Origin of the sequence: Sporomusa malonica, from assembly GCF_900176355.1 — a bacterium.
Classification (GTDB): Bacteria; Bacillota; Negativicutes; order Sporomusales; family Sporomusaceae; genus Sporomusa; species Sporomusa malonica.
Map to the genome: position 1 here is coordinate 37,261 of NZ_FWXI01000028.1, position 20,976 is coordinate 58,236.

At 44.9% G+C, this 20,976-nt stretch carries 23 protein-coding genes, 1 pseudogene and 1 other annotated feature; of the genes and pseudogenes, 4 read left to right on the forward strand and 20 right to left on the reverse strand.

Annotated elements, in window-relative coordinates:
- Positions 1 to 7: 7 nt before the first annotated feature.
- A complete protein-coding gene (locus B9A22_RS22170) occupies positions 8 to 1,699 on the reverse strand; it encodes a methyl-accepting chemotaxis protein (RefSeq protein WP_084578130.1) in 1,692 nt (563 codons plus the stop codon).
- A 305-nt stretch (positions 1,700 to 2,004) separates the two neighbouring features.
- Positions 2,005 to 2,310 carry a zinc-ribbon domain containing protein gene (locus tag B9A22_RS22175; RefSeq protein ID WP_084578131.1) on the reverse strand — a complete coding sequence of 102 codons (306 nt, stop codon included), beginning with the start codon at positions 2,308 to 2,310 and terminating at the stop codon, positions 2,005 to 2,007.
- A gap of 214 nt (positions 2,311 to 2,524) precedes the next feature.
- Between B9A22_RS22175 and B9A22_RS26160 the strand changes: the two genes are divergently transcribed.
- Positions 2,525 to 3,175: a 3D domain-containing protein gene (locus tag B9A22_RS26160; protein ID WP_084578132.1), complete on the forward strand. Its 651-nt coding sequence runs from the start codon at positions 2,525 to 2,527 to the stop codon at positions 3,173 to 3,175.
- A 62-nt stretch (positions 3,176 to 3,237) separates the two neighbouring features.
- On the opposite strand, the gene B9A22_RS22185 is transcribed toward B9A22_RS26160, so the two are convergent.
- The 11 genes from B9A22_RS22185 to B9A22_RS22235 all read right to left on the reverse strand — a co-directional run bounded on the left by B9A22_RS22185 (position 3,238) and on the right by B9A22_RS22235 (position 14,772).
- Positions 3,238 to 3,783 (reverse strand): flavodoxin family protein, encoded by a 546-nt coding sequence (locus tag B9A22_RS22185; protein ID WP_084578133.1) that lies wholly within the window; start codon positions 3,781 to 3,783, stop codon positions 3,238 to 3,240.
- A 272-nt stretch (positions 3,784 to 4,055) separates the two neighbouring features.
- Positions 4,056 to 5,363 carry an amidohydrolase gene (locus tag B9A22_RS22190; protein WP_084578134.1) on the reverse strand — a complete coding sequence of 436 codons (1,308 nt, stop codon included), beginning with the start codon at positions 5,361 to 5,363 and terminating at the stop codon, positions 4,056 to 4,058.
- Between the two features lie 132 nt (positions 5,364 to 5,495).
- Positions 5,496 to 6,746 (reverse strand): C4-dicarboxylate transporter DcuC, encoded by a 1,251-nt coding sequence (gene dcuC, locus B9A22_RS22195; protein ID WP_084578153.1) that lies wholly within the window; start codon positions 6,744 to 6,746, stop codon positions 5,496 to 5,498.
- Between the two features lie 286 nt (positions 6,747 to 7,032).
- On the reverse strand, positions 7,033 to 8,358 hold the full coding sequence (locus B9A22_RS22200; RefSeq protein WP_084578135.1) for a GTP cyclohydrolase: 1,326 nt from the start codon (positions 8,356 to 8,358) through the stop codon (positions 7,033 to 7,035).
- A gap of 328 nt (positions 8,359 to 8,686) precedes the next feature.
- Complete coding sequence (locus B9A22_RS22205; RefSeq protein ID WP_084578136.1) at positions 8,687 to 9,400, reverse strand: ABC transporter ATP-binding protein; 714 nt, start codon at positions 9,398 to 9,400, stop codon at positions 8,687 to 8,689.
- A 1-nt stretch (position 9,401) separates the two neighbouring features.
- Positions 9,402 to 10,163 carry an ABC transporter ATP-binding protein gene (locus B9A22_RS22210; protein WP_084578137.1) on the reverse strand — a complete coding sequence of 254 codons (762 nt, stop codon included), beginning with the start codon at positions 10,161 to 10,163 and terminating at the stop codon, positions 9,402 to 9,404.
- Positions 10,160 to 11,140 (reverse strand): branched-chain amino acid ABC transporter permease, encoded by a 981-nt coding sequence (locus B9A22_RS22215; RefSeq protein ID WP_084578138.1) that lies wholly within the window; start codon positions 11,138 to 11,140, stop codon positions 10,160 to 10,162. Before B9A22_RS22215 ends, B9A22_RS22210 begins: the two co-directional genes overlap by 4 nt.
- A gap of 2 nt (positions 11,141 to 11,142) precedes the next feature.
- A complete protein-coding gene (locus B9A22_RS22220) occupies positions 11,143 to 12,024 on the reverse strand; it encodes a branched-chain amino acid ABC transporter permease (protein ID WP_084578139.1) in 882 nt (293 codons plus the stop codon).
- A 33-nt stretch (positions 12,025 to 12,057) separates the two neighbouring features.
- On the reverse strand, positions 12,058 to 13,218 hold the full coding sequence (locus B9A22_RS22225) for an ABC transporter substrate-binding protein (protein ID WP_245824104.1): 1,161 nt from the start codon (positions 13,216 to 13,218) through the stop codon (positions 12,058 to 12,060).
- Positions 13,219 to 13,338: 120 nt separating this feature from the next.
- Positions 13,339 to 13,575, reverse strand: a binding site (T-box leader).
- A gap of 126 nt (positions 13,576 to 13,701) precedes the next feature.
- Positions 13,702 to 14,067, reverse strand: a complete 366-nt coding sequence (locus tag B9A22_RS22230) for a cupin domain-containing protein (RefSeq protein ID WP_084578140.1) — start codon at positions 14,065 to 14,067, stop codon at positions 13,702 to 13,704.
- Positions 14,068 to 14,085: 18 nt separating this feature from the next.
- Positions 14,086 to 14,772, reverse strand: coding sequence for an epoxyqueuosine reductase (locus tag B9A22_RS22235; RefSeq protein WP_084578141.1), 687 nt, complete (start codon positions 14,770 to 14,772; stop codon positions 14,086 to 14,088).
- A gap of 132 nt (positions 14,773 to 14,904) precedes the next feature.
- Between B9A22_RS22235 and B9A22_RS22240 the strand changes: the two genes are divergently transcribed.
- Positions 14,905 to 15,801, forward strand: a complete 897-nt coding sequence (locus B9A22_RS22240) for a LysR family transcriptional regulator (protein ID WP_084578142.1) — start codon at positions 14,905 to 14,907, stop codon at positions 15,799 to 15,801.
- Positions 15,802 to 15,900: 99 nt separating this feature from the next.
- Positions 15,901 to 16,728 carry an alpha/beta fold hydrolase gene (locus B9A22_RS22245; protein WP_084578143.1) on the forward strand — a complete coding sequence of 276 codons (828 nt, stop codon included), beginning with the start codon at positions 15,901 to 15,903 and terminating at the stop codon, positions 16,726 to 16,728.
- A 39-nt stretch (positions 16,729 to 16,767) separates the two neighbouring features.
- On the opposite strand, the gene B9A22_RS22250 is transcribed toward B9A22_RS22245, so the two are convergent.
- The gene (locus tag B9A22_RS22250; RefSeq protein ID WP_084578144.1) at positions 16,768 to 17,097 is read right to left on the reverse strand and encodes a hypothetical protein; all 330 of its coding nucleotides are present in this window, start codon (positions 17,095 to 17,097) and stop codon (positions 16,768 to 16,770) included.
- A gap of 241 nt (positions 17,098 to 17,338) precedes the next feature.
- Between B9A22_RS22250 and B9A22_RS22255 the strand changes: the two genes are divergently transcribed.
- The gene (locus tag B9A22_RS22255) at positions 17,339 to 17,881 is read left to right on the forward strand and encodes a hypothetical protein (RefSeq protein WP_245824105.1); all 543 of its coding nucleotides are present in this window, start codon (positions 17,339 to 17,341) and stop codon (positions 17,879 to 17,881) included.
- Positions 17,882 to 18,087: 206 nt separating this feature from the next.
- Here B9A22_RS22255 and B9A22_RS22260 read toward each other — a convergent pair whose 3' ends face one another.
- From B9A22_RS22260 to B9A22_RS22285, 6 genes and pseudogenes are all read right to left on the reverse strand, one after another.
- Positions 18,088 to 18,543 carry a response regulator gene (locus B9A22_RS22260; RefSeq protein WP_084578146.1) on the reverse strand — a complete coding sequence of 152 codons (456 nt, stop codon included), beginning with the start codon at positions 18,541 to 18,543 and terminating at the stop codon, positions 18,088 to 18,090.
- An 89-nt stretch (positions 18,544 to 18,632) separates the two neighbouring features.
- A complete protein-coding gene (locus B9A22_RS22265) occupies positions 18,633 to 19,256 on the reverse strand; it encodes a cupin domain-containing protein (protein ID WP_084578147.1) in 624 nt (207 codons plus the stop codon).
- A 19-nt stretch (positions 19,257 to 19,275) separates the two neighbouring features.
- The gene (locus B9A22_RS22270) at positions 19,276 to 19,725 is read right to left on the reverse strand and encodes a EutP/PduV family microcompartment system protein (RefSeq protein WP_084578148.1); all 450 of its coding nucleotides are present in this window, start codon (positions 19,723 to 19,725) and stop codon (positions 19,276 to 19,278) included.
- Between the two features lie 2 nt (positions 19,726 to 19,727).
- Positions 19,728 to 20,072: a BMC domain-containing protein gene (locus B9A22_RS22275; RefSeq protein ID WP_084578149.1), complete on the reverse strand. Its 345-nt coding sequence runs from the start codon at positions 20,070 to 20,072 to the stop codon at positions 19,728 to 19,730.
- A gap of 24 nt (positions 20,073 to 20,096) precedes the next feature.
- The gene (locus B9A22_RS22280; protein WP_084578150.1) at positions 20,097 to 20,645 is read right to left on the reverse strand and encodes a BMC domain-containing protein; all 549 of its coding nucleotides are present in this window, start codon (positions 20,643 to 20,645) and stop codon (positions 20,097 to 20,099) included.
- Positions 20,642 to 20,976: pseudogene (locus B9A22_RS22285) on the reverse strand (hypothetical protein); the annotation flags it as partial. The gene B9A22_RS22280 and the pseudogene B9A22_RS22285, both read right to left, overlap by 4 nt.

The following is a 20,976-nucleotide window of genomic DNA, read 5'->3' on the forward strand; positions in this document are numbered from 1 at the left end:
TCTGCTTTTATACTTGAAATTTACTAATCAGGCTTTGCAGATTTTGCGCCATAGCACTGGTCTGCTCAGAACTTGCCGCTATTGTTTCAATTGTTGCGGTAGTTTCTTCTGTAGATGCCGAAACCTGCTGGGCATCCCGTTCTGTTCGCTCAATATCTTCGGCTACATCCTCGATAAGCTGCACAATCTTGTCAGATGAAGCAATTTCGTCTTCAGTTACCTTGACGATTCCATTTATGTCATTCACAGTTTCCGCGACAGCCGCCAATATGCTTTCAAGCGATTTATCCGCCTTACCAACCGCTTCAACACCTATCTCCACCTCAGCCAGGTTATGCTTCATAGCAATTACAGCACTATCTGTATTCTCGATAATCTTATTAATAAGCTCGGTAATACTCCCTGCCTCGGTATCGGATTGCTCGGCCAATTTTCTAACCTCGTCGGCAACAACAGCAAACCCTCTGCCTGCCTCCCCAGCTCGTGCAGCCTCAATGGCGGCATTCAGTGCTAAAAGGTTGGTCTGTTTTGCGATGCCGGTAATCGTTGCATTAATTGTTCCGATTTGCTGTGAGTATTGGTTTAAAAGAGTGATTACTTTTTCGGCCTCTATCGTTTTGTTGTAAATTGTGTTCATACTATTTTTTACTTCGGTAACAGTTTCCTTGCCACCCTTAGCTGCTGCTACTGTAATTTGCGAATTACCAGTAGCTGATGTGGCTTTATCTTTAGCAATCTGAATAAGTGATGATAATTGGACTAGGATCTGGGCAGTGTCAGTGCTTGAATTTGATGCCGCCTCCATTGAGCGCGCTACATCCTGAATTTCTTCAGAAATATTTGCTGCTGCCGTCGATACCTCGTTGGCTGAGGCTGCCATTTCCTCGGACGCCGCAGCCAACTCAACTGCGCTATTTCTCACCGCTCTGACAATTTCAAGCTCTGATGTAATCATTGTATTGAATGATTCGCATAACTGCCCGATTTCATCCTGCGAAGTTACAGTTGCTGTTACTAACAAGTTACCATTACTTGCCTCAGCCATCAGACCCTGTAATTCTTTTATCGGCTTGGTAATCCTGCGGGCTGCAAATAGAGCAACTACAATGCCAGCAACTGTTGCCAAGGTTGCTACTGCGACAGCCGTCGACTTGGCGTGTTGAGCATTGGCCACTGTCGCTGCCACTGCTTGTTCGATACTTGCCTTCTGAGCTTTTTCGGCGTCATCAATCTTCGCGATAAGTTCACCGGCTAAAGGTGCTAATTCGTTAACCAGAGCACGCATTGCCGCCTCTTTATCCCCAGCCTTAACTGAAGCGATAACCTTCTTTTCAGCAACTTCTGTGTACTTATCATCCAACACCTTTATTTCAGTAATTAACTGCCTTGTCGCATCAGTGCGAGCCTGTCCGATCATTTCCTCTTCAAGTTTGACATTCAACCCGGCTACCCGTCTAAATTCATTAGCATAGCGTTCATCCCCGTATATGAAATACGCCCGTGCATTGGCCGTTTTGGCCATTGCATTAAAGGCAATCTCATTAATTATTTCTAACTGAGGAATATCCCGCTGACCTAGAACATTGATTTTATCCTCCGACTCACTGCTCAGATGAATAGTGTAGGCAAACCCAGCTGCTGCTATTAAAAGAACTACTAAAAAGTAACCTATCATTTTTTTTGCTAATGTTAATTTCATTCATTTCCTGATTCCACTTGCTTAGAATCAGTGTTCTCCCCCCTAATGATCTAATCGTTCGATAAATACCTGTTGCATGAGTAAATATATTCTTTATTATATCACCTAAACAAACTTTTTTTGTTATATGTTTCTAATTTTTTCAATTATCTCTTAAAAATTATGCATATGTTACAAACAACATTTTAAACTACAAAAACCCGTAAATTAATACAGGTTTTTGAATTTGCTTATTTTATTGATAAAAAGCAGAAATGAGTCAGAGACTCCTCCAACTCATTTTAAAATCGATTCCCATACAATAATTAATGTCGGCTGTTTTGGCTAAAGCAGTCTCTGCAGTATACGGGACGATCACCACTGGGGCGAAAAGGTACTTCTGTCTGCCTACCGCATTCAGAGCAAGTAACAGCGTGCATTTCGCGCTGTGGTCGGCTGCTACTGCGGTTATTAAAGCCCCCTCCACTACTCTGCTTACGAGCTGCCCTGCAGCTGGGACAACGACCTGGCTCATTGGTAAATCCTTTTTCAGCAAAAAAGTCTTGTTCAGATGCAGTAAAGACGAAAGGGGCATTGCAGTCACGACATGTTAAATCTTTGTCTTGAGCCATAATAATTAATTACCTCCTAGAATGCCTACAATTATAAGCCTTGCAATATTATTTTGGTCAAAAACCATATCTTCAATGTCTAGTAAAAAGTGGTTTTTTTATCAAATTAAAAACAACGGCTGTTCTGTTTACCGTTTACCATGGTACAATGCTTTTAGAAGAACTTGGACAAGCCGCAATGAGGCGGTGTATACCTTTGCGGAGGGATTAACAGATGCAGAGTAAATGGTCTGCCTGGAATATTTGGATATTTATTATTTGCTTAATTATGATATGCACAACAGCAGAAGCCGCAACATCGGAAAAGTCAACAGTTTCACTGTCGAAAACTTCAGGGACGGTTGTCAAAGTATCTAGTGATAAAAAAACACCTCCTAAAGCAGTAGACACCAAGCTAAAGCGATTGCAGCAACTATTGGCTGATACCGGGTTCTACCCAGGAGAAATGAGCGGTGTATTAGCGAGTTCTACTAAGGATGCTATTGTTAGAGCGCAAAGAATGTTTAAGTTAGAGCAAACAGGCAAGTATGATCAGAAACTTGTGGATGTATTAGCCCGTGAAGCCCGAATCCGCCCGAATAAGTACCGCAAAAAACTATCAATGCAGGCTACCGCCTATACTTCTCAGGATCCAGGCTGTGGCAACTTGACTAAACGTGAGCATCTTCTACGCCGGGGGCTTGTCGCAGTTGATCCCAAAGTAATCCCACTAGGGAGTCGGTTGTACATCGAGGGCTATGGTTATGCCATCGCCGACGACATCGGTAGTGCCATCAAAGGCACAAAAATTGATCTAGCTTATGAAAGTCGGAGTGAAGCATTTAATTTTGGCCGTAAAATGGTGACGGTTTTCGTACTTGATTAATACAAAAGGGAGCTACTCCGCGAGTAGCGGAAGGTCACCTGAGGTGAAGCCTTCCCTTGTTATCATATGTTTTTCCCCAATGTTTCAGCTCTCTTTAGTCCGTCGGTCTTCAGAATATCATCTTTATCATGAAGACCCGGTACAATGACTACACCGCGATCCTTCCAACTCAGGAATTCAGCAATTAATTTATAGGACTTAACAATACCCTCGAACATAGTTTCATCTTGCACACCGCCGCTGACCAGAAGCGCACATTTCTTTATCTTCAATGTCCTCTTCGCAATTAAATAAGAATACAACTTGTCAATAGCAGCTTTTATCTGTACAGGAAATGAAAACCAGTACATTGGTGTGACAAACACAACCATATCGGCTTGCTCCAGCAGCGGTGCAAGGTTAGCAAAATCATCCGGAACAGAGCAGGCGCTTCCCCTACTGAAGCATGTCTGACAGTCGATACAGCCCTTAATGTGTTTTTCTGCTGTTGTAAATTTTACGGTTGTGTGTCCCGCCTGCTTGGCACCGGCAATAAATGCATCTGCCAATTTATCGGTATTGCCGCCTTTTCTAGGGCTACCTGTTAAAACAAGTATATTTTTTGACATAGCTTACCGTAACCTCCCCTTGTGTTTAGTTTTTGGGAATTGCTTTCCTGGCAATAATAATACACAGTAATTATTGCAACAACAAGTAAGCACTTATTTGTGCCATAGTATCTATTTTTATACTGAATATCACCGTCATGTGCTATAGCAAGTTACTAAAGTGCTGTATAAAATAAAAAATAAACTTTAGCTTGCCCTTTGGCAAACTAAAGTTTATTTTGATTTGGGTAAACATGAAAAAGGTATATTGCTTATTGGCCGAATCATCCGATTTATTTCTTACTCAAAAGCTCAATAGCTGTATTGCCTAACAAAGCGGCCGCACGCACTAAACTATCTTCGTCAAAATCAAAACGCGAATCATGATGCCCTGCTGCCAACTCGGTACCAACCATCAGATAGGCAGCCTGCCCGCCTTTTTGCTGTACCCGTTCCATGAAATAGGTACAATCTTCACTGCCGCCGATGTCTCCTTCCGGCAATATACTTTCAAACAGGTTGCTTTTTTCAGCAACCTGCTGCAAACGCTCGACAAGTATCGGATTATTATCACAGTTAGCGGCACCACCCATCGGCGACAAAACAAGCTTAACATCATGCATAGCAGCTGCTGCCTCTAGGATTCTAATGGCTCTCTGGTACATATAATCGTTGATCTCGCTGGTAGTCCCGCGTGTTTCAAGTTTCAATATCGCCTGGTCTGGTATGACGTTGCGTCCGGTTCCAGCCTGCAATACCCCGACATTGATACGCGAAGCCCCTTGGCTGTGGCGGGAAATAGCGTGTAAATTTAGGGCAGCTGTGGCCGCCGCCAGTAATGCATTTTGACCGGTTTCCGGCGCTGCGCCGGCATGCGCAGGAACGCCGGTATAGACTGCATCAAGTTTCGTCGTCGCCAGGAAGCCTACAGTGTTACAAGTCATCGTCCCCATTTGCTTCAATCCTATCCCCACATGCAAGCCCACAAAAAAATCCACATCATCTACAATGCCGCGCGAAACCATCGCTTTCGCACCTCGCACCCCTTCCTCAGCAGGCTGAAAAATCAGCTTCACCGTGCCGGCAAATACATTTTTCATTTCAGCCAAAACCTCTGCCAGGGTTAAGCCAATCGAGGTATGACCATCATGGCCGCAGGCATGCATCGCCCCCGAATTGACAGAAGCAAACCCTTCACGCCAAGGCCTATGTTCCTCCAGCATCGCTTCCACTACATCATTTGCATCCATATCAAAGCGGAATGCGACTACCGGCCCTGGTTGAACGAAGTGCATCACGCCCATTACACCGGTTTTACCCCCCTGCATTCTGCCTACCCAGTTGGGATCAGCCCCTTGGGCTATAGCTCTTTCCTGATGGTTGATCAATTCCTGCTGGGATGGTACTCCCATCATAACCTCAGCATCAATCACCTCTTCGCCCACTGCCACTTGATAGCCGAGGCGTGTTAAGGTTTCAGCCACAATAGCTGCTGTACGAAATTCTGTCCAAGCTGTTTCTGCATGTTTATGTAAATCGCGGCGGCAATTGACAAGCTGCTCCTTTTTTGCTTTCACTAATTCCAAAATGTCCGTATTCATTCGTTAATCTCCCTCGTCAAATAAGTTAATCCTGACAAATTGGGACTTGGTATAATACGAAAACGCAAGCTGTACACCACTATGCGATGTACAGACTTGCATCTTTAAAAGACAGCCTCTTTTTTCCTGCTATCAATACATCAAAAGGGCCATACCGATAATCATAGCTCCCACCATTGGCAGCCAGTTGCGTTTTGTAACTTCCATTGGATTAACGCCAGCAATACCGGCTACAATGATAGTAGCGCCAGCAATCGGAGACATCGTACGCCCAAGTGTACCACCTAAGGTAGCCATACTGCCCATTTGCATAACTTCCATACCAAAATCTGCTGCATGCGGCGTAACTGCCTGATTGAAAGCCATTGTGGCCGCATCGCCGGAACCAGTGATAAATCCCAAGAGAAAAGGCCCGACGGCAGCACATAGCTTGACAATAGCCGGATTATGGATCATAGCGTCAATAAAGGCCTTGACTAGCCCCATTGCGGTCAAGCCAGACACAAATACCCCGGCCGCAATGATAATACCGATTATTTCACCGTATGCTTTGCCCATACCATCAAAAAAGGCATTGCTAAGGCCGACAGGATTTTTCCTGGTAACTAAAAGAGCCAGTGCACAACCGATAATCATAGCCTGCGGCACATCAGTTTTTAAAGCAGGCACCAAGGTAGCCCCTAAAAGGAGCAGCAGAATCGGAAACATCGGCATCAGGGCATAAATCAGATTGACTTTAAAGGAGTTATCCACTTCCAGTCCTTCTGCGTGGTATCCTTGGTGTTCTTTTCTATAGTAGGCAATAGCGGTAATTAAAATCGCCGCAACAACCAGTGACGCAATATTAGCTTTGAATTGAAAGGCAATGACTTCCATAACCCCAACGCCCGCAATTTTTGCTACAATCGGATTATGTGCTAAACCGGGATTAAGCATACTACCATATGTACCACACTTGACCGCTGCAGCCGCCATGGCAGGATGCACACCCGCAGACATCATCAGCGGTACAAAAATTGCGCCTGCCGCCGCTGCTGTTCCTGCCGCACTCGGCAAAGCCACATTGACCGCAAAGGTAGCAAGCACCACGCCGGGAATCAAAAGCGGGCGAACTTTTCCTAAGCCACTGGCCATCAGATTGATTAAATGTTTGTCACATTCGGTATACCGCATAACCATAGCAAAGCCCATAACAGAACATACGGCCTGAATCAGTCCGGCATTTGTCATGTCTTTGGCAAAAGCGTTCAAAGAAGCCATAGGGGTGCCAGCCACACAGGCCATAAGAACACCAGATACTAAAAGCACTAAACGCGCATCGTAACGTTTGACTAAAAAATAAATCGTAATAATGACCAAAATCACACCAATTGAAAGCATCATATCAAACACCTCTCCCCTCATCACTATGAAATTCGTTTCTCCTTATTTCTGCAGCCCTTCTCCTTTCCGTCATTTTTCAAATTAGGCAAACCGGGTAAACAGTATGCCGTCATTCCATTTTCAGTCCATTTACGGATATTTCCTTAAATGAATAATTTAAAAACGAGTATTACTCGTTTTTTACAACAAAAGCCCTCGTATAAAATACGAGAGCTTCATTGCTATGTAATATATTTTACTTGCTTTTATAGCCTTTGTCAATCTATTTTAGATGAATTTATCTTGATTATGTAAAATGCGCCAGCAGTAACTGTACCTTGATTTTATAGAGTTTACGCGGTCGTCCCTTAGCAATCATCTCTTCTCCGGCAAATTCAGTCAAGCCGTTATCCAGCAAAATAGTTAAGATTCTTCTGGCGCTGCGTGCCGTAATGGTCAAATAGGCAGCCAGTTCCTCTGCCCCAAACGTATCCTTATCCAGTTTATCAATCACTGCCAACAAACGATTTACCGTAGTGACGCTGAGGTTTAGCTGATCAGCCACTCGCTTACAGGACGCAGCATCTGCCTGTACGGAATACTTAAGATGGACTGCCGAGCTTAATGGGCCAATCACTTCCCGATCATCGGTTACCGCCATCCATAATCCCTTGCCTTTCTGCTGTGCCATGCCCAGTGCACGAAATGCATTCTGTTCGGCATCATAGGCCGTAACACCGAAACCAATGCCGCCGCTCACTGCAGCCTTAACCTGACAAGATATTTCTTCAAGTATTGGAATAATGGTAAGTTCATTTGTACTGTCTTCAAGAATGCCACGAGTAGAATACAAAGTATATTGCCCATCACCGCGACTTATGAGAGAACCTTTCAACATTTCGGCATAGTCGATTAAAATCTTATATAAACACATTTCCATGCGTTTCACATTATAGCTTGAACTGGCAAGTACTATATTATCGTATTCATCAATAGCAATTTCTTGTATCGCTAATTGAGTTCCTTTAAAACGTTGTGCCAAACAGGAATTTATTGCCAGATCCAACGTAGTGCGAATATTGCTCCGTGTCGTCCAAACACGAAAAACTGGCACCCCTAATTCTTTTAACTTTTCATACGTTGCCAAAAAACAAGTGACGGCAATATCGATCTTGCCTGCCTGCCATAGTTCATAATGATGATTGGCAAACTCCTTGGCCGAAGCCACGTCGGAAAACGGTTTAACGTATATGGTAGGCAACGGTAAACTTATATCCTTAAAAGTTTCTTCTACCTCGACCTGACTATATGTATCAAAGCTAATCCTATGCAACTTCAAATTTTTAATATACGTGATTTCAAGCAAGGCCCGATATAAACTTGAACCGGTATGTGGAAGATAAAACAGTGGCTTATGTGTGGATACAGACAATGCATAGTGGTAGGGCACAATACCGGAAAATAACCACATATCAAACTCCGGGCACCGTGCCTGCATAAGCTCCGGTACCTGCGATGCATCCTGATAGACGATAACCTGCGGCGATAAAATATCGTTTCGTTCCAATGCTACCGCATAGGCTAAGGACACCGAATCGGAAGGTCCGACAATAGCCATTCGTAATTTTTCCATGTATTTTATTATCTCCAATTCTCTTCTATCTCAATGGTACGGCCTTTGAATACCTTCAACATCCTTGTTAAAGCTCTACCGTGTACTTGTTAATCACTTTTTCCATTATAACCTATTTTTATATTTCGCGCATAGGCTGCAACTTCAATAGGTGGCAGGGAGAAACCACATATACAGAAAATAAAAGCCGCTATGTATCTGCAAAGCTTGCTGATCCATAGCGGCTTCTTCATCTTAAAATTTTTCCCAAAGCAAAAAGGGGACACGCCCATTCGGGGCAAACTACAAAGAAGCTGCTTTCGACTAATCGAAGCAGCTTCTTTCTAACCTAGCCAACTTTTCTCCCACCCAAATAGGCTTCCATTACTCTCGGATCATTGGCTATATCTTCAGATTTACCATGGAGCACGATGCGTCCAGTCTCCATAACATAAGCATAATGAGCAATCTTGATGGCCTGACGGACATTTTGCTCAACTAGCAGAATGGTTGTCCCCTCTGCATTTATCTCCTGGATTACCTTAAATATATCGGCCACTACCAACGGGGCTAGCCCCATAGATGGCTCATCCAGGAGCAGCAGCTTCGGACGAGCCATTAAGGCTCTCCCTATTGCCAGCATTTGCTGCTGCCCACCAGATAAGGTTCCACCTAACTGAGTTTTACGTTCTTCCAGTATCGGAAACCGTTTAAAAACTTTTTCCAGATCACTCTGAATGGAGTTGTCCTTACGCTGATAAGCGCCCATCTCCAAATTCTCCAGCACTGTCATTTGGGACAGTATGCTGCGTCCTTCAGGAACAAGCGATATTCCCAGATTGACTACCTTGTGTACAGCCAACCCTGTTATATTTTGGCCCTGGAAGGTGATTTGGCCTGCCCCTGGCTGAACCAGTCCCATGATCGACTTCATAGTCGTCGTCTTACCTGCGCCGTTCGCACCAATTAAGGAAACAATTGCACCTTCGGGAACAGAGATGTCGACCGTTTTTAACGCTTTTATATTTCCGTAACCGGCAACAAGTTGTGTAATTTCAAGCATATCACACATCCTCCTTTCCCAAATATGCTTCAATAACCGCTGGGTTCTCCTGGATGCTTACCGGCGAACCCTCCGCAATCTTCCGGCCAAAGTTTAACACGACAAACCGCTCACATACGTTCATCATTAAATGCATATCGTGCTCAATCAGGATAACGGCCTTACCCAATTGCTGTATTTTAGCAATCAATAACCGCAAGTCCTCTGTTTCACTCTCATTCATGCCGGCGGCAGGCTCATCTAGGAGCAGCAAATCAGGGTCGGAGGCCAGCGCCCGGGCGATCTCCAGGCGGCGCTGTTTGCCATAAGACAGTGCTCCGGCAAAAGTATTGACTTCGTCGCCGATGCCTGTGAGCTCCAGCATTGCTCTGGCTTTGCCCCTGATGGCTTTTTCCTCTTTCTGCTGCGCTTTGGTCTGCCATAAGCCTTGCCAGAGCCCTGCCTTAGTACGGCAATGAGCGCCAACCATAACGTTTTCTAACGCTGTCATCTGACCAAATAACCGGATATTCTGGAAAGTACGGGATATCCCCATCTCGGTAATCTTGTGAGGCTTCAAACCGACAATGGCTCTATCCTGGTATACGATCCGGCCTTCACTTGGCGATAAAACACCGGTAATCAGGTTAAAGAGGGTAGTTTTCCCCGCCCCATTGGGTCCGATTACACCAAGAATTTCACCCTTGCCGATACTAAAGCTCACATCTGACAAAGCAGCCAGACCACCGAAATTTTTACTAACTTTTTCAAGTGCCAGGATCATCCTGCCGACCTCCTTGCCGGTTCTGACTGTTCGTTCGCAGCAGAAGATGCCCGCAGCTTAGACTTCCAATAACGGATTGTTTCTTCACTGATAAGCCCCTGTGGCCGGAAAATCATCATTACGACTAAAATACCGCCATAAATCATGGCCCGGTAGTCTGCGGCTGAGCGCAGCAGCTCAGGGAGCGTTGTCAATATGACTGAGCCTAAGAGCGGTCCCCATACCACATTACTACCGCCAAAGACGGCAAACAGCAATATTTCAACTGCGCGATGATACGAGAAATCCTTCGGGCCAATATAGAAAGTAATGTGTGCCGCCAGCCCCCCGGCAATCCCGGCAACAAAGGCTCCCAAGAAAAAGGCCAGCAGCTTGTAATAGGTTGTATTAACTCCTGACACTTCGGCTGCATGCTCGTCAGCCTTAATGGACGCAAACGCCCGGCCTATCCTGGAATTACGTAATCGTACGGCAAAGAAAACCATAAACGTCAAGATAGCCGCCAGAATCACAATCACAGACAGATTACTTATTTGCTGCAGGCTAAATCCCGCAAACCCTTGGCTATACCCCAGAGCAGAGAGCTGCTTGCCAATAAGTACACCTAATGACGGTATTCCAGAAAGCCCTAAAGCTCCGTTTGTAATCTTCATGTTGAGAATAATAACCCTTACTACCTCGCCAAAACCAAGGGTGGCAATAGCTAAATATATCCCTTGTAACCGGGTAGCTGGAACACCAATGACTGCCGCCATCAGACAAGCGGCAAACCCGCCTATTGGAATGGCCAGATATACAGGAAGCCCCAGCTTTAGCGTCAATAACGCTGATGTATACGCACCTACACTCATGAAGCCGGCATTTCCCAAGGATAACTGCCCTGTCGCCAGGGTTAAATAAATACTAATACCCAGCATAGCATTGATTAGAACGAACATGAGAATCTGGAGATAATACGGATTAAGGAGTGCGTCCATGGCTACCGACCTCCCTGGGGAGTGCTGCTGCCAAAAAGGCCTTGTGGGCGTACAAAGAGCAGCACCATAATTAATCCAAATGCCACAGCATCCCGGTATGATGAATCCCCATACGCGACACTGAATACTTCAGCAATCCCTAAGATTAAGCCGCCAACCATGGCTCCGGTTATATTACCCAGACCGCCCAGAATAAGTACCGCCAATCCCTTAAAACCCATAGTGATACCCATAGTAGGCTCAACAGCGTTAAACGCCAGTCCTACAAGCACACCAGCTACTGCCCCGAGCCCGGAAGCCAGCATGACTGTCATTACAATGACCTTGCGCGTGTCAACACCTAGCAGGCCGGCAGTTTCAATGTTCTCTGCTGTTGCTCGTATTGATTTCCCTGCTTTTGTCTTTGCCAGCCAAAAACGGAGTGCAAACATCAAACCAAATGAAATAGCAAGGATAATAATCTGGATAAAAGAAATTTTAAATACCCCTAGATCCAGAAGTTGCCCTGAGTACACGGTCGGAAAGGACTGTGCCTGCGGACCAAATACCTTAAGAGCCAGACTTTCGAGAAAAATTGATACACCAATCGTACTAAGCAGCGGCGCCAGATGTGATACTTCCTTGCGTCGCAGGGGGCGCAAAGCTACTCTTTCTAATAGATAGCCAAGCGCTGCCCCGGTAATCATCGCACCGATAAGTGCCCCAATAATACCGATATTGAACTTTGTGACAAGCATCAAGCCGACAAAAGCCCCTATCATGAATATTTCGCCATGAGCCATATTGACAATGTTTAGTACGCCGAAAATCAAGGTATAGCCTAATGCAATAACCGCATAGGTACTACCTAAAGTGAGGCCGTTGACTACTTGCTGCAGGAACACTAACTTCACCTCTTCGTTTTTACTTTGCTATTATCATTTTAATTCTGTGAACTGACCGCCTTTAACAACAAGAATGGTAACATCCATAGCCGGGTTACGCTTGGCATCAAAAGCAAATTTGCCGGTAACACCAGGGAAATCTTTTACGTTGGCAAGGCTATCCCTGAGCTTTTTCCTGTCTGTTGTGGTGCCGGCTTTTTCTAAGGCCTCAGCCATGATATATAAAGCATCATAAGACTGGGCTGCGAATTGATCTGGCTCTTTACCATACTTAGCTTTGTAAGCAGCTACAAATTTCTTAACTTTCTCGTCATCTTTACCAGGATACCAAGGGCTTGCCACAACTACTCCTTCAGCTGCATTGCCGCCAGATTTAATTAGTTGCGGTGAGTTGAAACCGTTATTGCCGACAATTGGCACAGTAATACCGATCTCTCTGGCCTTTTTAAGAATGAGTGCAGCCTCTTGATACAAACCAGCAACCATAATTGCATCTGGCTTGAGTGCAGCAATCTTGGTTAGCTGAGCGGAAAAATCGGTATCTTTATCAGCAAAAGTCTCAACAGTAATGGTCTCCATACCATTGTCTTTTATCGCCTGTTCAAAAGTTTTAAACCCTGATACTGCCCAGTCATTATTATTCGAATACATGACAGCTACTTTTTTCAAGCCAAGCTTTTCTTTTGCTTTTTTCACAGCATGTGGTATTGCCAAGGACTCAGGCAGCGCATTACGAAATACATAATCGCCGATATCAGTGATACCCTCAGCAGTAGTCGAAGTACCCATAATAGGAACCCCTGCCTGACTAGCAATTGGACCTACAGCAAACATTTCGCCACTCAGGGTTGGCCCGATTATTCCGACTACATTGTCTTTATGAATGAGCTTATTGGTTGCATTGATGGCCTCATTTTTATCACCCTTTGAGTCTTCGAAAAGGAGCTCAATCTTTACCTTGCCTTTTGCGTTGATTTCATCCCTTGCTAGTTCCAGCCCCTGTTTAATGGCCTCGCCATAAGCAGCTCCGCCACCGGTAAGATATGATACTACCCCGATTTTTGCTGCTGAGCCAGCCGCTGAGCTTGCCGGAGCTGCAGATTGGTTGCCACCACAACCAGCCATTGAAACGGTAAACACCATGACCAATGTAGCTACTGCCCATTTTCTTATACTACTTGGCATCTTAAACATAATACTTCTCCACCTTTTTTTATATTTGACTAATACTCTAGATATCGATCATAGTACCAACCTAATATCTCAACCTCCTTGAAGAAAAATAAAACCCCCTACTGAACAGGTATCCCTGCCAGTAGGGGCGACAATTCGCGGTACCACCCTACGTTATACTCCTTGCGCCCGGCAACAACAACCGAACTTCCCGTTAACGCAGGGCAACGCTTCAACCTAATGTATACTTTACTATGTATACACGTCAGCTAAAGAGTTCATGGGCGAGGTAACGGCAACAATCACGCACCGGCTTGCACCACCGCCGGCTCTCTGAAGCGCTTGTATTGATGCTTTAATCCCAATCATTACTTTTACTATGCTTGTTTGACAAAACAGAGTTACACTTACATCCCAACTTTACAACTAGACGTGTGTACTTTGCATTTATTATTCATTATCACAGGACAACAGTGTTTTGTCAATAGGATCTAACTTACAAAATTAAATCCATTCCAGTTCAACATCTGTTAGATTCCCACCAGCATTTCCGGTATTAATTGTTCCGGCTGGCTCTATTAATAATATTTTGCACTCTTCCCTACTAGATGGTTTATGCTCAATTCCTTTAGGTATAACAACCATTTCGCCCTGTTTCAAGGTGAGTGTTCTATCTCTTAAATCAATCTGCATGCTGCCATCAATTATCATAAAAACTTCATCTGTTTCAGGGTGACTATGCCAAATAAACTCCCTTTTCATTCTCACAAGCTTAAAATGGCAGTCATTCATCTGTGCAATCACTTTATAAGAATGAAGTTCGCTAATCATGGCGAATTTTTCTTCGAAATTCACAACCTGGATATTCATACTGTGTCCCTCCATTACTCACTTAATCCCTTTGTTTTGTGGGCAGAGCTTCCGGCATAAATTACATGCATAGACCCCGCCGCCGCCCTCAGTATATTTTGCTGATACACCACGGCATTTACGCTGGTCAATAGTAGTACCATCCAAGGCATTAGCTGGACAAGAATCTAAGCAAATCCTGCAATCAGGGTTACAAGTTTGATAGCCAGCTATCAGGTCCGGTTCGAGTTCTTTATCAATGAGCACAGCCCCTAGCCAAAGCATATTACCTAATTCATCGTTAACAAGCAGGGTGTTTTTTCCCATATGACCCAATCCTGCCCGTACAGCGGCATGTTTTAAGGACAATATTCCTTGCCCGTGCCGCCTACTGTCATCCCAATAATCATAAGGATCAGATGAGGGAATGGGTACTGCACAATATCCTAGCTGTTCTAACTCGGATGAGATTTGAACCGTAATGGAATCAATCCTGTCAACCAGCCGATTGCGAACAAAGGTATATGCCGCCTGGGAAGAAGCCGCTAGCGTACTGCTCGGAAAACGTGCAGCTAGTACGATCACACTTTTGCATCCCAGAGCCACATCTGTTGGGTGAAATCCGGGAGGTGCATCATCAAATCGCTCTACAGAAGCGATCCCACATAAATCAGCTCCAAGTTCTTTTGCCCGACACCTAATTTCTTCGGCACTAATGGTTTTCATCCACTCACCACTCCTATTTGAGGTCATTTTTTTCTAGACCTCTTTTAGAAATTATACTATCATAGTGTTATCAATAGGTAAAATTGATAATATAGATGAGATAATTCACCAAAATCGATGGGTGGTGGAAATATGGAATTTCGGCTACTGAAAACTTTCGTTACAACGACAAAATTGTCAAGTTTTACAAAAGCTGCAAATGACCTTGGTTACGCCCAGTCTACAGTTACCAATCAGATTCAGGCGCTCGAAGAAGAGTTAGGTACAATGCTGTTTGAACGCTTAGGCAAACAAATAAAGTTGACAAAGGATGGCGAACACCTATACGCCTATGCTAATCAAATTCTCAAACTATCTGACGAGGCCAAAGACCTAATTTCCAGTTCATTAATCCCGAAAGGGTCTCTAATTATTGGAACCGCGGAATCGCTTTGCCTACATCGATTGCCTGGAGTTTTCAACACATTCCGTTCTCGTTATCCCAAAGTGGAAATCAATCTTCACTTTGATACAGGCAGTGACTATCGGACACTTCTCCGAAAAAACACCATTGACATCGTCTTTTTTCTTGATGTGCCGTGCAATGAGAATGATCTGATTACACATGTACTCTTCGAGGAGCCTATGGCCGTAATAGCGGCGCCAAACCATCCTTTAGCCAAAAAACGTCAGGTCATTCCCCATGATTTAAGTGGCCAATCGCTCATCCTGACTGCAAACGGCTGCAGCTATCGCCGAATTTTCGAAAGCATTCTCGCACAAATAGGCGCAAAACCCGCGTCCGTAATGGGAGTAAGCAGTAACGAAGTGATTAAGAGGTTTGTTTGTGATGGCTGGGGAATCGGCTTTTTACCCCATGTCGTGGTAAGTCAGGAACTTAAGAATAATCAATTAATCGCCTTGCCTTGGGCTGGCCCAGCTTTTGCTATTAAAGCCCAATTGATCTACCACAAAGACAAGTGGATTTCTCCTGCTCTCAGAGCGTTTATTGACATAACACTTACGGCATTTAAAACTGCGGGTACGTAACTCCTTATTTGAGCTGCCGGATTAAACCACCTATGTAACTCTTTTATATTCAAACGAATAACATGGTTATAAAAAGAGTGACTAATGGGGGAATCAAACATGGGTCATTATATTACTGTAGAAAAAGACGTCAATGTTTATGTAGAGGATGTTAACCCTGAGGGCCAGGAGACTATTTTGTTTATTCACGGCTGGCCTGCAAATCATAAGATGTTCGAATATCAGTTTATTCAGCTTGCCCGACTTGGCTATCGCTGTATAGGAATGGACTGTAGAGGCTTTGGTGAGTCAGATAAGCCATGGGAGGGTTATTGCTACGACAGAATGGCAGACGACATTCTTTGTGTGGTTAAAGCACTTAGGTTACAACATATTACACTAGGTGGCCATTCCACGGGAGGCGCGATTGCCATTCGTTATATGGCCCGCCATAGCGGCTATGGGGTATCCAGGCTCGCCCTGTTTGCAGCCGCTGCCCCCAGCCTGATCCAACGCCCTTATTTCCCTTATGGCTTAAACAAAGATGATGTACTCAATATTATTAAAGAAACATATACTGATCGCCCCAAAATGCTGCAGGGATTTGGGGATATGTTCTTTTTCCAATATATAACTAAACCTTTTTCAGATTGGTTTTTCCAATTAGGACTACAGGCAGCAAATTGGGCTACCGCAGCGGTTGCAGCTGCTTGGCTTGACGAAGAACGCTTATTTTCCGATCTGGGGAAAATAAACGTCCCTACATTGATTCTCCACGGAATACATGACAAGGTCTGCCGATTCCCATTAGCTGAAGCTCAAAAGGAAGGAATTAAACATTCTAAACTTGTACCATTCCGCTTCAGCGGTCACGGCTTGCTCTTTGATGAGCGTGATAAATTCACCAAGGAATTGGCAGAGTTTATTGAGGAGTGCAATTTTCTATAGTGAAAAAAACCCGCGAAATTTCGCGGGTTTTTAATTTAACTAGTCTTTATCCGCATTCTCTAGGATATGCAGGATAAGTCCAGTAATCGCCTTGATGGCCTTATCGTGTCTTTCTTTTTCCTGGCGCTGCCGTTCATGCCACTCGTGTTCACTTTCGTGATCGCGACGTCTCATTTCGCGTTCATGCCGTTCATTTTCCTCTTGTATCCTTCGCTCTCTCTCCTGCTCGTGCTGACGTTTGTCATCACGCTGTTCTTGTCTGGGAGGTTCTTGACCTCTTGGTGATGCTTCTATTACTGAAACCGCTAAACCCAGCTGCATCAATCCGACCATGGAGTAAATCGCTACTTTTTTTACCATCTTATCCATATGACACGCTCCTCTGCTTTTCGCTATTTATATCTTCAACAATTAAATGATACACACCATTTCTTAGATTTCTATTGGAAGGTCTGGATCTATAGTAAACGCCGTTCATGTTTTTCCAGGCGTTGTCATATTTTTGTCACACTTCCATGGTATTCTTTGGATAAGTCGATGGCACAGGCAAGCTCAAATGCGGCCATCGTTAAATAGCCCCCATAAGATAAAATTATTTTCAGGAGGATACATGATGAAAAAGAAAATTTTAACCCTTCTTACAGGAACTATGTTAGTAGCGAGTGTCGGCATGGCCGCGCCGCTGACCGACTTACAAAAAGGCGAAAGCAATATTGGTTATAATCACTATAACTTAGATGCAGCCGGACAAAATATTGACACAGATGGTTTCTATCTGGAAAATGGAATCGGAAATAAAGTGATAGTCGGTGTTGAAAGAAACTCCTATTCTGTTCCAGGCTATGATTTCAAGACAACAGATATCTATGCGCACTACAAGCTCGACCCGAATATTCGCCTCATTGTTGGCAGCCGAGACTACAGCGACGGTCCAAGTAAAATGTTTTACGGCGTCGGAGCCAGTACTAACTTAGCTCCAAAGGTTGATGGTTATGCCTCTGTGACCACAAGCAGTATTGTTACAGAGTGGCAAACAGGGTTAACCTACAAGTTGAATAATCAAGCTTCCCTCCATCTTGGCTACAAGTCCTACAAAGAAGACGGTGCCGCTACGGCTGATGGTCTAGGGTTTGGTGCCAACTTTAAGTTCTAATTGGAAAACAAAATCATGTAATGCAAAAATCGCTATTTGTCCTTCAACAGGCAAATAGCGATTTCTTATTTCTTGAAATAATCCAGATTTTATTATTATGTTCCAACCTAATCTGCCAACGCCACGATAACAGCCTTGCAAAATCCCAGCTCTTTGAGTTTGGATCTAATGAAAAACGGGACTAATTTCTTGCACATAAATCTATTTTAACCTAACGGTGCTACTTTTCCCAGTAACTCTATACTACCGGCGATATCAAACTTGTTGGCTGATATCGTCAATTCTTCGGCTAACTTGCTATGTGTAATACAATGTAGACTACGCACCAGTTTGTCAGGACGGACAGGTTCCAGCATATAATCAGCTGCCCCCAAATTGGCAGCATCCTTAACATAATTCGAATTGCCAGATGCAGTTAAAAAAATAATTTTAGCCTCTGGAACAATTGCACGCATATGTTTAGCAGCATCCAGACCGGTCATTTCTGGCATACGAATATCCATAAGAACAATATCGGGCTGTACCTGGGCTGCAACCTGCAAAGCCAACGCACCGTCACTGGCCTCACCTACAACTGATATTTCCGGGCAATACCTGTCTACAATAAAGCGAATAGCTTGCCGCTCCAATTCTTCATCATCTACGACGATTAGCTTATACACTTGCTCTCCCTGCCTTTAAACAAACTTGCTTTATCATTAGCGTCCAGGGGCTAACCTAATGAAAATAGGTCAGCCCCTGCTTTGTCCTTCTATACTTCTGACCAATTTGCCGGATATGTCACATAAAATACTTTGGCTTGATTCGGTGACCCGAAAATCACCTTAGTGTTCTTTGGTATATAGAAAACATCGCCAGCAACACATGTATGCACTTTGCCGCCGGTTTCTATCGTAAAAGTTCCTTCTATTACATAATCCACTTCATCATATGTTAAATTCCAGGGAAGTACAGAACAGTCAAATGCCATAAAGCCTGCGGCAAGATTTGCCTCCCTGGCAGTAATCACATCTACTAGTTTTATATTTTGTCCAGGAGGAGCCTGATCAAAAGGCTGCAATACAACGGTTGCGCCTTTCACGTGGGTAACTTTTGGATTAGTGCAAGCTGGTTTTAACAGCTCAGATAACACTTTTCGGACTTGTGTTTCAAGAGTACCGGCTGTGTCCGCAGGCTTAGCGTCGCTGTTGCTGATTGCATCCAGCTGACTAGTTTCTCCCTGTAGTTCTTTGGTGTTTTCCCGGACAATCTGAATACCAAGCTCTTTGGCTAGGTCTTGTGCCGAGGGAGTCAATACACATTGTGGCGGAATTACCACTCGTTTTCCGGTTTCAGCCATTTGGCGCAAGGTTGTAGCAGAAATTAGTTTTTTCACGCCCACACCCCCTTTTTCATTATTCTGATTGGCTTGTTAAGCTTGACATATGTAGCGCAAGTTCTTGTATACCATCGCCAGTCTTAGCAGATACATGGTATATCTGGCCAACAATACCAGCTTTACGCAGATTATTCTCGGCAATATCAGGACAAGCATCACAATGGTCTACTTTAGTAACGACCCCAATAACCGGCCTGCGGAAAGCCGTGGCAAATTTAGGCGGAAAAGGACAGTTGCGGCGGGTTGCGTCATGCAAGGCCCAGACTTCAACAGCACCAAAACTGGCGTCAATCAACACATGATAATAGCGGGGTATTTCCAAATATTCACCAGGACAATCAATAAAAATGCTGGAATAATCCAATGATTGTGTTTTTAGATATACAAGCGACTCGTTCAACAGCCTTTGTTTTAAGGTCGTTTTGCCAGCGCCGATGCCGCCCATGAGAAGAATCTTGTTTTTCATCGTCAACTCCGTGTCACTTCTGCTGCCGAGAACCCTAATATGTTGACAAGCGTATCGACTGCCGCCCGGACAGCCGCCTCGACATCGGCTACATTTCCGGTCAGTACGAGTGAGCCGGTAAACCGGTCAACAAACCCGATTTCAATATTGCCAGCCTTTACGGCAGCATCGGCGGCAATAATGGCTGCCTCGCTGGGGGTAATTGTCAGGATGCCTAAGGCCCCGTCACCGCCAATCCCCAGACGCTCATGCAAGCCACCTTGCGGATTAGGCAGGATATGGGCCATCGTTACCTGTTTGCCTGGAACATATTCTTGAATCATTCGCTGTTTTTGTCCTGTAGTCATTCCCCTGTCACCTGCCTTCCGACTTTATTTAAAGCTGTCAATCACCTGTTGATTAGGCCGGGGAATGACTGTGTGATAGACCAGCATCCCCTTGCTGGCTGCTAGTTCACTGCCGGCAGCAACGGCCGCATTGACAGCAGCCACATCACCTGTCACGATACTATAGCTTTTTCCCCCGATGCCAAACGCCATATGCAGTCTAACAGGCATGACTGAAGCATTTTTGACAGCCACATCGGTGGCCTCAATCGATGCAGCCACACTATAGGTCTCAATAATGCCAATGGCTTTCACATTGGTTAAGTCATTGCCGCCCCCGATGGCTGGCAGAATGGACGGATGCACATTAGGGATGACAAAGTGATCCACCGTGTGCTGCGCCCCCATTTCAATACCGGCAGTGATCGATTGCCTGACTGAAGAGACATCCCCGCTGACGAGTACCATATACTTACCAGGGCACAGGTGCTTAGCCACAAGCAAGGTCACGTCAGCCGTCTTGGCCATGATATCAGAGGCCTCAATTCCTTTGGCGATACTGGTAAACTCAACGATGCCAATTGCATTAATCATGCGGAGCCACTCCCTTTTCGAATGGTAATTGCCTGTGATGATACCTGGGTAACAATGCCGGTGATGCTGGCATGAACCGGGGCTCCTAAGGCGCCAGCCGGCAGCTCAGCGATCAATTGTCCTGTGGTAACTCCGTCACCTTCCTTGACAACAGGGACTGACGGCGCCCCAATATGCTGACGCAGGGGAATGGTGACCTGCTGCGGCTGATAGACCTCTGGCTGGAGTGGTGCATCTGGCGGATACCACGGCTGTAGGTTCAGGCGTGAGACTAACCGGGCTGAGGGGATTAACCGGTGCTCAGCCATGGGGTCGGCTTGCCCCAGTTGGC

Coding starts and splice junctions, on each gene's coding strand:
- B9A22_RS22230 (WP_084578140.1), bottom strand. CDS start 14,067: ATGAATATCCAGGTTGTGAATTTCGAAGAAAAATTCGCCATGATTAGC.
- B9A22_RS22175 (WP_084578131.1), bottom strand. CDS start 2,310: ATGGCTCAAGACAAAGATTTAACATGTCGTGACTGCAATGCCCCTTTC.
- B9A22_RS22275 (WP_084578149.1), bottom strand. CDS start 20,072: ATGACTACAGGACAAAAACAGCGAATGATTCAAGAATATGTTCCAGGC.
- B9A22_RS22250 (WP_084578144.1), bottom strand. CDS start 17,097: ATGGATAAGATGGTAAAAAAAGTAGCGATTTACTCCATGGTCGGATTG.
- B9A22_RS26160 (WP_084578132.1), top strand. CDS start 2,525: ATGCAGAGTAAATGGTCTGCCTGGAATATTTGGATATTTATTATTTGC.
- B9A22_RS22185 (WP_084578133.1), bottom strand. CDS start 3,783: ATGTCAAAAAATATACTTGTTTTAACAGGTAGCCCTAGAAAAGGCGGC.
- B9A22_RS22255 (WP_245824105.1), top strand. CDS start 17,339: ATGATGAAAAAGAAAATTTTAACCCTTCTTACAGGAACTATGTTAGTA.
- B9A22_RS22210 (WP_084578137.1), bottom strand. CDS start 10,163: ATGATCCTGGCACTTGAAAAAGTTAGTAAAAATTTCGGTGGTCTGGCT.
- B9A22_RS22225 (WP_245824104.1), bottom strand. CDS start 13,218: ATGTTTAAGATGCCAAGTAGTATAAGAAAATGGGCAGTAGCTACATTG.
- B9A22_RS22240 (WP_084578142.1), top strand. CDS start 14,905: ATGGAATTTCGGCTACTGAAAACTTTCGTTACAACGACAAAATTGTCA.
- B9A22_RS22235 (WP_084578141.1), bottom strand. CDS start 14,772: ATGAAAACCATTAGTGCCGAAGAAATTAGGTGTCGGGCAAAAGAACTT.
- B9A22_RS22200 (WP_084578135.1), bottom strand. CDS start 8,358: ATGGAAAAATTACGAATGGCTATTGTCGGACCTTCCGATTCGGTGTCC.
- B9A22_RS22215 (WP_084578138.1), bottom strand. CDS start 11,140: ATGGACGCACTCCTTAATCCGTATTATCTCCAGATTCTCATGTTCGTT.
- B9A22_RS22205 (WP_084578136.1), bottom strand. CDS start 9,400: ATGCTTGAAATTACACAACTTGTTGCCGGTTACGGAAATATAAAAGCG.
- B9A22_RS22190 (WP_084578134.1), bottom strand. CDS start 5,363: ATGAATACGGACATTTTGGAATTAGTGAAAGCAAAAAAGGAGCAGCTT.
- B9A22_RS22270 (WP_084578148.1), bottom strand. CDS start 19,725: ATGAAAAACAAGATTCTTCTCATGGGCGGCATCGGCGCTGGCAAAACG.
- B9A22_RS22170 (WP_084578130.1), bottom strand. CDS start 1,699: ATGAAATTAACATTAGCAAAAAAAATGATAGGTTACTTTTTAGTAGTT.
- dcuC (WP_084578153.1), bottom strand. CDS start 6,746: ATGATGCTTTCAATTGGTGTGATTTTGGTCATTATTACGATTTATTTT.
- B9A22_RS22280 (WP_084578150.1), bottom strand. CDS start 20,645: ATGATTAATGCAATTGGCATCGTTGAGTTTACCAGTATCGCCAAAGGA.
- B9A22_RS22245 (WP_084578143.1), top strand. CDS start 15,901: ATGGGTCATTATATTACTGTAGAAAAAGACGTCAATGTTTATGTAGAG.